Genomic DNA, 12,929 nt, shown 5'->3' with positions numbered 1-12,929 from the left:
AGCCAGGATCAAACTCTCCAACAAAAACTTTGTCGGACACAATGTCCTGGCAACAAAAGTGTTGCCAAAGGAATCCCAACCAGACAGACCAAAGCCTGACCAGTCCGGGGTATAAAACAATTGGCACTGGCTTATCAAGCACCCTGTTGAGTTCTCAAAGAACAACCACACACCAACCCGGAAACCCCCACCAGGAGGCCCCCCGACCCGGGGTATTTCGTTCGCATCCCCGCCGCTCTCGCGCCGGGCACTTTTACTACGTTACCCGGTGGTTTCCGCCGTGTCAAACCGGTGTTTGCCAGTTTGTCGTGCATCACCTTTTTGCCGGGCACCACGATTCGGCCGACTCGCGTCGGTCGCTTCGAGGAATTCGGCAGGACGGCCGTTCGCGGTCTCCCGCTGGCCCGTCCGTTTCCCTGCCGGCCGATAACCTTACCCGGTCGGTTCCGCCTCACCAAATCCGCCTCCCGGCGGATCCGGGGCACCACCCGGTTTCCAGGTCCTGCGCTCCGGCCTCCCAGGTCTTTCGCCCTGTTCGTCCGTTCCGCGCTGGCAGAGAGAAAGTTACGCGCCCGACGGATTGATCGTCAAATCCGCCGGGCGCGTCTCCCGTCACATCGTCGACGGTCGACTATCCCCGCAGCTCAACACCCGCGAACGAGCGCTTCCCCCGGCGCAGCACCAGGTAGCGGCCGTGCAGCAGGTCGGCGTCGGAGACCGTCGCGTCGACCTCGGCGACCCGGACGTTGTTGACGTAGGCGCCGCCCTCGGCGATCACTCGCCGGGCCTCCTTCATGCTCGGGACCAGACCCGACTCCTTGAGCAGGCCGGCGACGTCCGGCAGCTCGTCGACGGGCACGAGCCCCGCCTCGGCGAGCGCGGCCCGCAGCGTCTCCGGCGACAATTCGTCCAGCGCCCCGCGCCCGAACAGCGCCTGACTCGCCGCGATCGCCTGGGCCGTCTCCCGCTCGCCGTGCACCAGCGTGGTCAGCTCCTCGGCCAGGGCCCGCTGGGCCGCCCGCGCCTGCGGGCGTTCGGCGGTGGCCTTCTCCAACTCCTCCAGCTCCGACCGGGAGCGGAAGCTGAAGTACCGCAGGTAACGGGTCACGTCGCGGTCGTCGGCGTTGAGCCAGAACTGGTAGAAGGCGTACGGGCTGGTCATCTCCGGGTCGAGCCAGACCGCGCCGGTCTCGCTCTTGCCGAACTTGGTGCCGTCCGACTTGGTGACCAGCGGGGTGGTGAACGCCTGCACCGGGCCGGCGCCGCGCCGGCGGACGTAGTCCACCCCGGCGGTGATGTTGCCCCACTGGTCCGAGCCGCCGTACTGGAGCTGGCAGCCGTGCCGGCGGTGCAGCTCGAAGAAGTCGTTGGCCTGGAGGAGCTGGTAGCTGAACTCGGTGTAGCTGATGCCGCTCTCCAGCCGGGCCTTGACCACCTCGCGGGCCAGCATCTTGTTCACCGGGAAGTGCTTGCCGACGTCCCGGAGGAACTCCACCACCGACATCTCGCCGGTCCACTCCAGGTTGTTGACCATGCGGGCCGCGTTGTCGCCGGTGTAGGTGACGAACGGCGAGAGCTGGTCCCGGATGCGCTGGACCCAGCCGGCGATGACCTCCGGCGGGTTGAGCGTCCGCTCGGCGCTCTCCTTGGGGTCACCGATCTGACCGGTGGCGCCACCGACCAGCAGCAGCGGCCGGTGCCCGGCGAGCTGGAGCCGGCGGGCGGTGACGACCTGCATGAGGTTGCCGACGTGCAGGCTGGGGGCGGTCGGGTCGAAGCCCACATAGAACGTGGCGCTCGGGCCGTCGAGCAGCGCACGCAGCTCGTCGGGGCCGGTCGAGTCCTGGATCAGGCCCCGCCACAGCAGGTCTTCGGTCAAGGAGTCCCGCCCCGGCGGGAGGTTGCTGTCGGTCACGGTCACCGATTCTCCCCCATCCCCAGCCCGGGGCCGTACCGGGTTTGCCGACGGCGGCGGCGACTAGGCTGGCGGCGCCGTCGAGCGCGAGGAGGAACCAGGGTGGAGACACCGGACCTGACCGGGGGCTACGTGGCCCTGCTGGGGCTGGAGTTGGACGAGGTCAGCGCCGACCGGGTGGTGATCCGCTGGCGGGTGCGCCCGGAGCTGCACCAGCCGCACGGGATCCAGCACGGTGGCGTCTACTGCTCGGTGGTGGAGACCGCGGCCAGCGTCGGCGGCTCGCTCTGGCTGGGCGACCGGGGCCGGGTGGTCGGGGTGTCGAACCAGACCGACTTCCTGCGCGCGGTCCGCGACGGCGAGTTGACCGCGGTCGGCACGCCGGTGCACCGGGGTCGCAGTCAGCAACTGTGGCTGGTGGAGATCACCGACGGCGACGCCCGGCTGGTCGCCCGTGGGCAGGTGCGGTTGCAGAACCTGACCGCCGACTGACGCCGGACTACCCGATTCCCCCGATAGCGGGGCACTGACGCCGATATCGTCGCGTCGATGAGACCAGCCGCTCCCGACCCGACGTGAGGAAGCTGCTCGCCGCCACGCTGGGCGTGCTCTCGGCCATCGGCGGCTTCGTCGACATCGGCGACCTGGTGGCGGCCAGCCAGGCTGGTGCGCTGTTCGGCATGGCCCACGCCTGGGTGCTGCTGGTCGGGGTGGTGGGCATCTGCGCGTACGCGGACATGGCCGGCCGGATCGCGGCGGTGAGCGGCCGGGCGGTGTTCGACCTGGTCCGGGAGCGGCTCGGGCCCCGGGTCGCGTTGCTCAACCTGGTGGCGTCGTGGCTGGTCACGGTCGTGACGCTGGCCGCGGAGCTGGGTGGGGTGGCGCTGGCGCTCACGCTGGCCACCGGGCTCAGCCACCTGCTCTGGGTGCCGCTGGCCGCGCTGGCGGTCTGGCTGGTGCTGTGGCGGATGCGCTTCGAGCTGATGGAGCGGATCTTCGGCCTGGCCGGGTTGGCGCTGCTGGTCTTCGCGGTCGCGTTGGTGGCGTTGCCGACCGACTGGGCGGAACTCGGGCAGGGGGCGTGGCGGGTCAGCTCGGCCGGACACGGTTGGCCGCTGTACTGGTTCGTGGCGGTGGCGCTGTTCGCGTCCACGGTCAGCCCGTACGAGGTCTTCTTCTTCTCCTCCGGCGGGGTGGAGGAGCGGTGGGGCCCGGCCGACCTGGCGCGCGCCCGGTCGAACGTGCTGATCGGCTTCCCGGTGGGCGGTTTCCTGGCGTTGTCGCTGATCGCCGTGGCGACGGTGGCCTACCACCCGTCCGACGCGTCCCTGACCTCGCTCGACCAGGTGGCGCGGCCGGTGGCGACCGCGCTCGGCGGCGCCGGTCTGGTCGCCGCGGTGCTGGCGTTCTTCGCGGTGACGTTCGGCGCGGCGCTGGAGACCGGCCTGTCGGCGGCGTACGCGGCGGCGCAGTACTTCGGCTGGCAGTGGGGCAAGCGGGTCAGCCCCCGGGAGGCGGCCCGGTTCCACAGCGTGCTGCTGCTCGGGTTGCTGCTCGGTGTGGTGATGCTGATGACGACCGTGGACCCGGTCCGGCTGACCGAGTACATGCTGGTGCTGAGCGCGGTGGTGCTGCCGCTGACCTACCTGCCGATCCTGGTGGTGGCCAACGACCGCACCTACCTCGGGGACCGGGTCAACGGGTGGTGGTCGAACCTGCTCGGCGCCGTGTTCCTGCTGCTCATCGTCGCCGCCTCGGTGGCGGCGATCCCACTGGCGATCATGACGGGGATGGGGCGATGAGGGTCCAGCTCGCCAGGCAACTGCTCGACCGGCAGATCGTCGACGCCGAGGGCCGGCTGGTCGGGCGCGTGGACGACGTCGCGTTCGCGGTGGACGGGGCGGGCTATCCGTACGTGGACAGCCTGCTCACCGGCCAGGGCGCGCTCGGGGAGCGGATCGGCGGCCGGATCGGACGGCTGCTGGTGGCGGTCGCCGACCGGTTCACCGACGATCCGCCGGTGCCGCCGTTGCGGGTGCCGCTGGCGGTGGTGGCCCGGGTGGACAGCGCGGTTCGGCTGCGCTGCCGGGCCGCGGACCTGCCGTCCTCACCGGTGGAGTCGTGGCTGCGCCGCCACCTGATCGAGCGGATCCCGGGGGCGTACCGTGCGAGCGGGTGAGCTGCTCGGGCGCACCGCGTACGACCTGCACGGGCGGCGGTTGGGCCGGGTGGTGGACGTGGTGGTGCGCGGGGGCTGGCCGCCGGAGCGGCTGCGGATCGCCGACGTGATCGTGGCCGGGCACTGGTGGACCCGGGTGACCAGTCGGCTGATCGGGCCGGAGCTGCACCCGGCCGGGCCGTGGCTGCTGCGGGCGGTCGCCCGGCTGGTGGGGCGCAGCACCCACCAGGTGCCGGCCGACGCGGTGCGGCTGCATCCGCCGGTGGCCGGCTTCCCGTTCGGCCCACCCGCCGACCGGCGCTGAGCCGACCCCCGCGCCGGACGCCGCAGGGCTGGTCCCCGCGCCGGGTGACCGGCGCGGGGTGGCGGGACCGTCAGCGGCGTGCCTCGTCGAGTTCCGGGGTGTCCGCCGGGTCGGCGTCGTCGGCCGGCTCGGCGCCGTCCGCGTCGTCGCCGTTGTTCCGCTCGCGCCGGGGACGGCGCCGGAGGTGCACCTCGACGATGGCGCGCTGGTCCACCCCGGCCACGGTCAGCTCCCAGCCGTCCACGGCGACCTGCTCCCCCGCCACGGTCGGGATGTGCCCGAGGCAGATCAGCACCAGCCCGGCGATGGTGGTGTAGTCGCCGGCGGGCCGGTTGGGCAGCTCGACCCCGAGATCGGTGAGGTCGTGCACGGGGAAGGTGCCGGGCAGCACCAGCGTGCCGTCCGCCTCGGTGTGGACCGCCTGGAGGTCGCGGTCGGTCTCGTCGTAGATCTCGCCGACGATCTCCTCAAGGATGTCCTCCAGCGTGACGATCCCGTCGACCGCGCCGCGTTCGTCCACCACCAGCGCGATGTGCTGGCGCTCGGCCTTGAACTGGCGCAGCGCGTCGACCACGGACAGCGAGTCGGGCAGCAGCATCGGTGGGCGGGCGATGTCGTCGACCGGCCGGTCGTCGGGGACGCCGACCAGGTCGCGCAGGTGGATGACGCCGACCGCGTCGTCCAGGCCGCCGTGCCGGACCACCGGCGCCCGGGAGTGCCCGGTCGCCGCCAGGACCAGCCGCGCGGCCTCCGCGGTGGTCCCGCTGTCGAGCGTGAAGACCTGCAACCGGGGTACGAGGACGGCCCGCAACTGCCGGTCGGCGATCTCCACCGCGCCGGCGATGATGGTGCGCTGCTCCTTGGTGAAGCCGTGGTTGCCGGCCACGATGTCGCGCAGCTCGTCCGGGCCGATCTCCTCCGGCTCGTGCTTCGGGTCGAGGCCGAACAGGCGGACCACCATGTCGCTGGTGGCGCCGAGCAGCCAGACCGCCGGCCGGGTGAGGCTGGCCAGCACGTCCAGCGGTCGGGCCACCACCAGCGCCCAGCGCTCGGCGGACTGCATGGCGATGCGCTTGGGCGCCAGCTCGCCGAAGACCAGCGTGACGAACGTGAGCACCAGGGTGACCGCGACGATGGCGACCGTCTCGGCGGCGTCGCCGAAGACGCCGAGCAGCGGCACCAGCGGGCGGGCCAGGGAGACGGCCGCGGCGGCGGAGGCGAGGAAGCCGGCGAGGGTGATCCCGATCTGGATGGTGGCGAGGAACCGGTTCGGGTCCTTGGCCAGCCGGGCGAGGGTGCGGCCGGCGCGGCTGCTGCGCTCCAGCCGTTGCAGTTGGCTGTCCCGTAGCGACACCAGGGCCATCTCGCTGCCGGCGAAGGCCGCGTTGACGATGACCAGCACCCCGACCAGGGCCAACTGGCTCCAGTAGCTCTGCACGACCGGTTGTCTCCCTCGACCCGATCCGGGTCGGCCGATGGCCGACTCGCCGGCCGGCAGACCCGGTCGGCGTGGCCCCTCTGTGCCCCGCCGGCTCGTGCCTGAATCCTGTGCTTCTCCTGACCTGACAGAATCTTGCGGGCTCCGCATATTTGCGTGCCACGCATTTGTTGCTACGGTCGGTGGGTGAGCGGACTGCGGGAACGCAAGAAGGCCGCGACCAGAGCGGCGCTGAGCTGGGCGGCCATCCGCCTGACCGTGGCGCGCGGCTACGACGCCGTGCTGGTGGAGGACATCGCGCAGGCCGCCGGCGTGTCCCCACGGACGTTCAACAACTATTTCGCCAGCAAGGCCGAGGCGATCTCCGCCCGACACCTGGACCGCAGCCGCCGGGTGGTGGACGCGCTCCGCGCCCGGCCGGCCAGCGAGCCGCTCTGGCGCGCGATCGAGGCGGCGTTCCTCACCTCGTGGGCGCCCGGTCCGGAGGTCGAGCAGTCACCACCGGGCGCCCACGAGGAGTGGGTCGCCGGGCTGCGGGTGATGCTCGCCGAGCCGGCGTTGCAGGGCGAGATGCTGCGGGCCGGCGCGGTCGCCGCCGCCGAGCTGGCCGAGGCCGTCGCGGAGCGCACCGGCACCGACGCCGGCCGCGATCTCTACCCGCACCTGGTGGCCGCCGCGGTCAACGCGGGCGTCGGCGCGGCCATGCGGCACTACCTGCGCGCCGCGCGTCCCGCGCCGATGGAGCGGCTGCTCTCCGACGCGCTGGCCCAGCTCGCCGCCGGGCTGCCCCCGCCGCGCTGACCCACCCCGCCCCCGTGAGAAGGGGCCCCTTCTCGACCGGAGGCGTTAACCGGGGGCCCGGCCTTTCATCCCTGGGAGGAACTGTGGTGATTGATGTGCTTGTGGTGGGGGCGGGGCCCAACGGGCTCATGCTCGCGGCTGAGTTGGCGTTGGCGGGGGTCCAGCCCGTGGTGTGCGACCGGCTGACCGCGCCGACCACCGAGAACCGGGCCAACGGGCTGGTCGGCCAGGTCGTCCGGATGCTCGACCGGCGCGGCCTGCACGAGCGCCTCGCCGGCTCCGCCGCGCCGCCACGACCGACGCCCGGGTTCGTCTTCGGCGCGTTGCCGTTGGACCTGGCCGCCGTCGCGGACAACCCGATGTACGGGCTGGCGGTGCCCCAGCGGCAGGTCGAGCGGGTGCTCGCCGAACGGGTCGCCGAACTGGGCGTGCCGGTCCGCCGCGGGTGCGAGGTGACCGGGCTGCGGCAAAGCTCCGACGCGGTGGAGGTCGACTTTGCCGACGGCACCACGCTCGAATGCCGCTACCTGGTGGGCGCGGACGGCGGACGCAGCACGGTGCGGAAGCTGGCCGGCATCGGCTTCCCCGGCGTCACCACGGACCGGTCCGTCTCGCGTACCGCCCAGGTCGGCGTGCCGCCGGAACTGGTCGACCCGGCCACCGGCGGTCTCGTCGTGCCCGGGTACGGGGTCGTGCCGCCGTTCCAGCACACCCGCACCGAGCACGGGCTGATCGTCTGGGCGCCGTTTCCCGACCGGGCGCCCCTGGTCAGCACCGTCGAGTGGCCGGCGACCCCGGAGGCGGACGCGCCGCTGACGCTCGACGGGATGCGGGCCAGCGTGGCCCGGGTGCTCGGGGTCGAGGTGCCGCTCGGCCCGCCGGCCGGGCCCGGTCCGCACCTGCTGCGCCGCCTGGCCGGTGGCAACACCCGGCTCGCCGAGCGCTACCGGGCCGGCCGGGTGCTGCTGCTCGGCGACGCCGCCCACGTCCACTCTGCGATCGGCGGGCCGGGGCTGAACCTCGGCCTCCAGGACGCGGTGAACCTCGGCTGGAAGCTGGCCGCGCGGCTGCACGGCTGGGCCCCGGACGGGTTGCTCGACACGTACGAGGCCGAACGCCGACCGGCGGCCCGGCGGGTCACCATGTCGACCCAGGCCCAGTCCGCGCTGATCGCGCCGGGCGCCGAGGTCACCGCGCTGCGCGAACTCGTCGGTGAGCTGCTCGCCCGGCCGGGGAACGCCGGGCACGTGGCCGCGCTGATGGCCGGCGCGGACATCCGCTACGACCCGGGACCGGACGGGCCGCCGGTCGGCACCTGGGCGCCGGACCTGGTGGTGCACCGCGACACCGGGCCGGTGCGGCTGGCCGAGCTGACCCGGGACGCGCGCCCGCTGCTGCTCGACGGCACCGGCACGCTGGGCGGGACCGCCGGCCCGTGGCGGGACCGGGTCGACGTGGTCGACGGCCGGCTGGCGGGCACCGCCTCGACCGCGCTGCTGCTGCGCCCGGACTGCTACCTGGCCTGGGCGTCCGAGGCGGCGGCACCGGACCGGGACGGGCTGCGCGCCGCGCTGACCCGCTGGTTCGGCCGGCCCCGCGACCACGCGAGCACGCCGGCCTGACCCGGCTCAGGCCGGGGCGGGCAGGTCCAGCACGTACGCGCCGCCCTCCGGGCGGAAACCGAGCCGGTGGTAGTAGGGGGCGACCATGCCCGGCGGGCTGACCACCCGGCGGAACCCCCGGTCGGTGAACAGCCGGCTGCGCCGGTAGACGAACTCGCCGGGGGTGAAGTCGCGGAACGGCGGGGTCACGTAGTCCAGGTCGATCTGGGCCACCCCGCCGGCCTCGGCGTGCGACACCATCACGCCGACCACCTCGTCGGCGCGGACCACCAGGAACGCCGAGCGGTCGGCGTCGGCCGGGTCCCAGCGGAACGCCGGGTTGAACCGGGCGATGTCGGTGGCGTGCACCCGCAGCGTGTGGGCCAGGAACGCGTCGCCGGTGCCCACCTCCACCACCTGGTAGGTCTGCTCGTCGTGCCGGGTGGCCAGCAGCTTGCGCAGGTACCAGAGGTTGATCACGGTGAGCACCACGTTCAGCCCGACCATCGGCCACACGTGCAGGGCGGCGTTGTAGCCGATCAGGATCAGGCAGCCGACCAGGTTGAGCGCGCGCAGCCGCAGGATGCGCGTCTGTAGCAGGGACCAGACCAGCAGCGCGGAGCCGGCCCAGCCGACGAGTTCCAGCCAGTTCACCCCGGGGACACTAGTGGTCGCGCTGGTCAGGTGCCTCGGCGGGCAGCTCCAGCACCCACTCCTCGACCTCGACGCCGCGGCTGGGAGCGTATCCCGCGTCCTCGCCGACCACGACGAAGCCGCACTTGCGCAGCACCGCGAGCGAGGCGGCGTTGTCCTTCGCGGCGCGGGCCCGCACCGGCCGCTGCGGCAGCTCCCGCAGCAGCGCGGTGAGCCCGGCGGTGGCGTGGCCGCGCCCCCAGCGCTCCGGGTTGATCCAGTAGCTGACCTCGGTCCGGTCGTCGACCGGGAACGCCGCCACGTGGCCGACCACCTCGCCGCCGGCGACGATCGTGCGGTTGACGATGCGCTCGTCGGCTCGGATCCGCGCCCAGTGCGCGTCGAACGCGGCCCGGTCCGCCGGGTCCTTCGGACCGAACGCGGCCATCCAGTTGGCCTGCGGGTCCTGCTCGTGGGCGAAGAACGCGGGCAGGTCGTCGTCCCGGACCGGACGGATTTCCACAGCGGGGGTCACGGCCGGGAACGATACGCGGACCCACCGACACCGGTCGGGACCTCCGGCCCGTCCCGGGTCCCGTCCGGCCCTGCCGGGGCGGCCGGCCGGACCGCTACCACGGAGGAGGAACCACGCAGCCGAGGAGGCCGGACCATGCGGAAGTACGTCTACGACTTCATCGAGGGTGACCGGAGCCGGGCCGACCTGCTCGGCGGCAAGGGCGCCAACCTGGCCGAGATGACCCGGCTCGGGTTGCCGGTGCCGCCCGGGTTCACCGTCACCACCGACGCGTGCCGCGCCTACCTGGCCACCGGCACGCCCCCGGACGGGCTGTACGAGGAGATCAACGCGCACCTGCGCCAGGTCGAGGCGCGGTTGGACCGGCGGCTCGGCGACCCGGACGACCCGCTGCTGCTGGCGGTCCGCTCCGGCGGCCGGTACTCGATGCCGGGCATGATGGAGACGATCCTCGACATCGGGCTCAACGACGTCACGGTGGCCGGGCTGGCCGCCCACGCCGGCGACGAGCGGTTCGCCTGGGACTCCTACCGGCGGTTGATCCAGATGTTCGGGCACACCGTGCACGGCATCCCGGCCGAGGAGTTCGCGCACGAGCTGGCCGCGGTGCGGGCCACCGCCGGGCCGGGCGGGCCGAACGCCGAGCAGCTCCGCGACCTGGTCGACACGTACAAGAAGATCTTCACCCGGCATGTCGGGCACGACTTCCCGCAGGCCCCGCACGAGCAGCTCTTCCTCGCCGTCGGCGCGGTGTTCTCCTCCTGGCGCTCGGAGCGGGCCCGGGTCTACCGGCGGCAGGAGCGGATCCCGGACGACCTGGGCACCGCCGTCAACGTGATGGCCATGGTCTTCGGCAACCTGGGCCCGGACTCCGGCACCGGGGTGGCGTTCACCCGCGACCCGGCCACCGGCGCGCCCGGCGTGTACGGCGACTACCTGACCAACGCGCAGGGCGAGGACGTGGTGGCCGGCATCCGCAACACGGTGCCGCTGACCGAGCTGGAGCGGCTGGACCCGGCGAGCTTCCACCGGCTGCGGCAGATCATGGCGACGCTGGAACGGCACTATCGCGACCTGTGCGACGTGGAGTTCACCATCGAACGTGGACGGCTGTGGATGTTGCAGACCCGGGTCGGCAAGCGCACCGCCGCCGCCGCGTTCGTGATCGCCGCGCAGCTCGCCGACGAGGGGCTGATCACCGCGGACGAGGCGCTGACCCGGGTGACCGGGGCGCAGCTCGCCCAGCTCATGTTCCCCGCGTTCGACACCGACGGGGCGGCCCCGCCGCTGGCGGTCGGGGTGGGCGCCTCGCCGGGCGCGGCGGTCGGCCGGGTGGTCTTCGACTCCGCCGCCGCGGCGGCGGCCGACGGGCCGGTGATCCTGGTCCGCCCGGAGACCAACCCGGACGACCTGCCCGGCATGATCGCCGCGGCCGGTGTGCTCACCTCGCGCGGCGGGAAGACGTCGCACGCCGCCGTGGTGGCCCGCGGCATGGGCCGGACCTGTGTGTGCGGGGCGGAGGCGCTGCGCATCGACGTCGACCGCGGCGAGTTCACGGTCGGCGACCGGGTGGTGCGGGCCGGCGAGCTGATCTCGATCGACGGCACCTCCGGGCGGATCTGGCTCGGCGAGGTGCCGGTGCAGCCGTCGCCGGTGGCCCGGTACCTGGCCGGCGAGCTGCGCCCGGAGAGCGACCCGCTGGTGGCCGCCGTGCACCGCCTGCTCGGGCACGCCGACGCGGTACGGACGCTGGGTGTCCGGGCCAACGCGGACACCCTGGAGGACGCCCGCCGGGCCCGCCGGCTCGGCGCCGCCGGCATCGGGCTGTGCCGGACCGAGCACATGTTCCTCGGCGAGCGCCGGGCCCTCGTCGAGCGGCTGATCCTCGCCGACGAGCCGGCGGAACGGGACGCGGCGCTGGACGCACTGCTGCCGTTGCAGCGGGCCGACTTCGTGGGGCTGCTCGCCGCGATGGACGGACTGCCGGTCACGGTCCGGCTGCTCGATCCGCCGCTGCACGAGTTCCTGCCCCCGCTGGCGGAGCTGACCGCCCGGGTGGCCCGCGCGCAGGCGCGTGGCGAGGACCCGGGCCGGGACGCGACGCTGCTGGCCGCGGTGCGCCGGATGCACGAGGCGAACCCGATGCTGGGGCTGCGCGGCGTCCGCCTCGGGTTGGTGGTGCCGGGGCTGTTCGCCATGCAGGTGCGGGCGCTGGCCGAGGCCGCCGCGCAGCGGCTGCGGGCCGGCGGCGACCCGCGCCCGGAGATCATGGTGCCGCTGGTCGGGGACGTCCGCGAACTCGTCGCGGTGGCCGACGAGGCACGACGCGTGCTGGCCGAGGTGGACGGCGCGCCGGAGATCCCGATCGGCACCATGGTCGAGACGCCCCGCGCCGCGCTGACCGCCGGGGAGATCGCCGCCGAGGCGCACTTCTTCTCGCTGGGCACCAACGATCTGACGCAGACCACCTGGGCGTTCTCCCGGGACGACGTGGAAGGGTCGTTCTTCCCCGCGTACCTGGCCCGGGGGATCTTCCCGGTCTCGCCGTTCGAGCGCCTCGACGTCAGCGGCGTGGGGCGGCTGGTCCGGCTGGCCGTCGCCGAGGGCCGGGCGGCCCGCCCCGGGTTGACCGTCGGCGTCTGCGGCGAGCACGGCGGCGACCCGGACTCGATCGCGTTCTTCGCCGCCGCCGGGCTCGACTACGTCTCCTGCTCGCCGTACCGGGTGCCGGTGGCGCGGCTGGCCGCCGGCCGGGTCGCCGTCGCGGCCGGCACCGACTCGTCCGACTCCCGCTAGGAGGCAGCGCCATGACCGCCATCTTCAACCCGACCGGCCTGAACACGGTTCCGCCGCTCCCCCGGCCCGCGCCGCCGGCGCCGCCCCCCGACCCGGCCCTCGGCCCGCCCCCGGTCCCGACGCCCGCCCCGTCCCCGTCACCCGCCCCGTCACCGTCCACGGTCCCGGCTCCGGCCCCGACGTCGGTGGGCTCCGGGTCGGTGGGGCCCGTGCTGGAACTGCCCGGCACGCCGGGTACGGCGCTGGTGCCGGTGACCCACGCCGGCCGCCCGGTCGGCGCGTTCGTCCTGACCGACGGCCGGGTCCGCTACCGGCGCGTGACCGACCCGGACCACCTCGTCGCGGCCGCCACCGGCGCGTTCGCGGTGGCCGCGCTCACCGCCGCCGTGGCCGTCTGGTCCCGGCGCCGCCCACCGGCGGTGCACACGGTCACCATGGGCCCCGGCGGCTGGCTCAGCCTGCGCGGCGCGTCCCTCCCCCGCCCCCGCCCCGACACCCGCCCCTGGTGGGCCCGCCTGCTGCGCGCCCACCCCCTCCCCCGCTGACCGCACCCCCGAGCGCGTCGATCATGAAGTTGGCGGCGATGTGGATCTCCGATCCGGCCGCCAACTTCATGATCGTGCGAGCGGGGCGTAGGTCCCGAGGGTGGGGACCGAGGGCTCTGCCGGGTGGGGGCGCGCGGCGGAAGGGTGGAGATGGAAGGTCGGGCGGAACCGAGGGAGTGAGC

General features: G+C 73.8%; 12 protein-coding genes. 8 read left to right on the top strand and 4 right to left on the bottom strand.

Annotation, left to right across the window (positions count from 1 at the left end; translation table 11 throughout):
- Positions 1-631: 631 nt before the first annotated feature.
- A complete protein-coding gene (tyrS, locus tag ACLQ2W_RS32985) occupies positions 632-1,915 on the bottom strand; it encodes a tyrosine--tRNA ligase (protein ID WP_425791705.1) in 1,284 nt (427 codons plus the stop codon).
- 102 nt (positions 1,916-2,017) lie between these two features.
- Here tyrS and ACLQ2W_RS32980 point away from each other — a divergent pair, with 102 nt between their 5' ends.
- The 4 genes from ACLQ2W_RS32980 to ACLQ2W_RS32965 all read left to right on the top strand — a co-directional run bounded on the left by ACLQ2W_RS32980 (position 2,018) and on the right by ACLQ2W_RS32965 (position 4,398).
- Positions 2,018-2,407, top strand: a complete 390-nt coding sequence (locus ACLQ2W_RS32980) for a PaaI family thioesterase (protein ID WP_425791702.1) — start codon at positions 2,018-2,020, stop codon at positions 2,405-2,407.
- A gap of 83 nt (positions 2,408-2,490) precedes the next feature.
- Entirely contained in the window at positions 2,491-3,717 is a 1,227-nt protein-coding gene (locus tag ACLQ2W_RS32975; protein WP_425791700.1) for an NRAMP family divalent metal transporter, read from the top strand.
- Positions 3,714-4,094, top strand: a complete 381-nt coding sequence (locus ACLQ2W_RS32970) for a hypothetical protein (protein WP_425791698.1) — start codon at positions 3,714-3,716, stop codon at positions 4,092-4,094. Before ACLQ2W_RS32975 ends, ACLQ2W_RS32970 begins: the two co-directional genes overlap by 4 nt.
- The gene (locus ACLQ2W_RS32965; RefSeq protein ID WP_405093666.1) at positions 4,081-4,398 is read left to right on the top strand and encodes a PRC-barrel domain containing protein; all 318 of its coding nucleotides are present in this window, start codon (positions 4,081-4,083) and stop codon (positions 4,396-4,398) included. The genes ACLQ2W_RS32970 and ACLQ2W_RS32965 overlap by 14 nt, the downstream gene beginning before the upstream one ends.
- A 70-nt stretch (positions 4,399-4,468) precedes the next feature.
- Here ACLQ2W_RS32965 and ACLQ2W_RS32960 read toward each other — a convergent pair whose 3' ends face one another.
- Positions 4,469-5,836 carry a hemolysin family protein gene (locus ACLQ2W_RS32960; RefSeq protein ID WP_425791696.1) on the bottom strand — a complete coding sequence of 456 codons (1,368 nt, stop codon included), beginning with the start codon at positions 5,834-5,836 and terminating at the stop codon, positions 4,469-4,471.
- A 186-nt stretch (positions 5,837-6,022) separates the two neighbouring features.
- On the opposite strand from ACLQ2W_RS32960, the gene ACLQ2W_RS32955 reads away from it, so the two are divergent.
- Together ACLQ2W_RS32955 and ACLQ2W_RS32950 are read left to right on the top strand one after the other, a co-directional pair.
- A complete protein-coding gene (locus tag ACLQ2W_RS32955; protein WP_425791694.1) occupies positions 6,023-6,637 on the top strand; it encodes a TetR family transcriptional regulator in 615 nt (204 codons plus the stop codon).
- An 86-nt stretch (positions 6,638-6,723) separates the two neighbouring features.
- Complete coding sequence (locus ACLQ2W_RS32950) at positions 6,724-8,259, top strand: FAD-dependent monooxygenase (protein WP_425791692.1); 1,536 nt, start codon at positions 6,724-6,726, stop codon at positions 8,257-8,259.
- A 6-nt stretch (positions 8,260-8,265) separates the two neighbouring features.
- Here ACLQ2W_RS32950 and ACLQ2W_RS32945 read toward each other — a convergent pair whose 3' ends face one another.
- Together ACLQ2W_RS32945 and ACLQ2W_RS32940 are read right to left on the bottom strand one after the other, a co-directional pair.
- The gene (locus ACLQ2W_RS32945) at positions 8,266-8,892 is read right to left on the bottom strand and encodes a hypothetical protein (RefSeq protein ID WP_425791690.1); all 627 of its coding nucleotides are present in this window, start codon (positions 8,890-8,892) and stop codon (positions 8,266-8,268) included.
- 10 nt (positions 8,893-8,902) lie between these two features.
- Positions 8,903-9,406 (bottom strand): GNAT family N-acetyltransferase, encoded by a 504-nt coding sequence (locus tag ACLQ2W_RS32940; RefSeq protein WP_425791688.1) that lies wholly within the window; start codon positions 9,404-9,406, stop codon positions 8,903-8,905.
- A 135-nt stretch (positions 9,407-9,541) separates the two neighbouring features.
- Between ACLQ2W_RS32940 and ppdK the strand changes: the two genes are divergently transcribed.
- Both ppdK and ACLQ2W_RS32930 read left to right on the top strand, forming a co-directional pair.
- A complete protein-coding gene (gene ppdK, locus ACLQ2W_RS32935) occupies positions 9,542-12,202 on the top strand; it encodes a pyruvate, phosphate dikinase (RefSeq protein ID WP_425791686.1) in 2,661 nt (886 codons plus the stop codon).
- Between the two features lie 11 nt (positions 12,203-12,213).
- Positions 12,214-12,747, top strand: a complete 534-nt coding sequence (locus ACLQ2W_RS32930; protein ID WP_425791684.1) for a hypothetical protein — start codon at positions 12,214-12,216, stop codon at positions 12,745-12,747.
- Positions 12,748-12,929 lie beyond the last annotated feature (182 nt).

Origin of the sequence: Micromonospora sp. DT227 (assembly GCF_049841835.1) — a bacterium.
Lineage (GTDB): Bacteria > Actinomycetota > Actinomycetes > Mycobacteriales > Micromonosporaceae > Micromonospora.
This window is presented reverse-complemented; position numbering and strand designations above follow the sequence as displayed.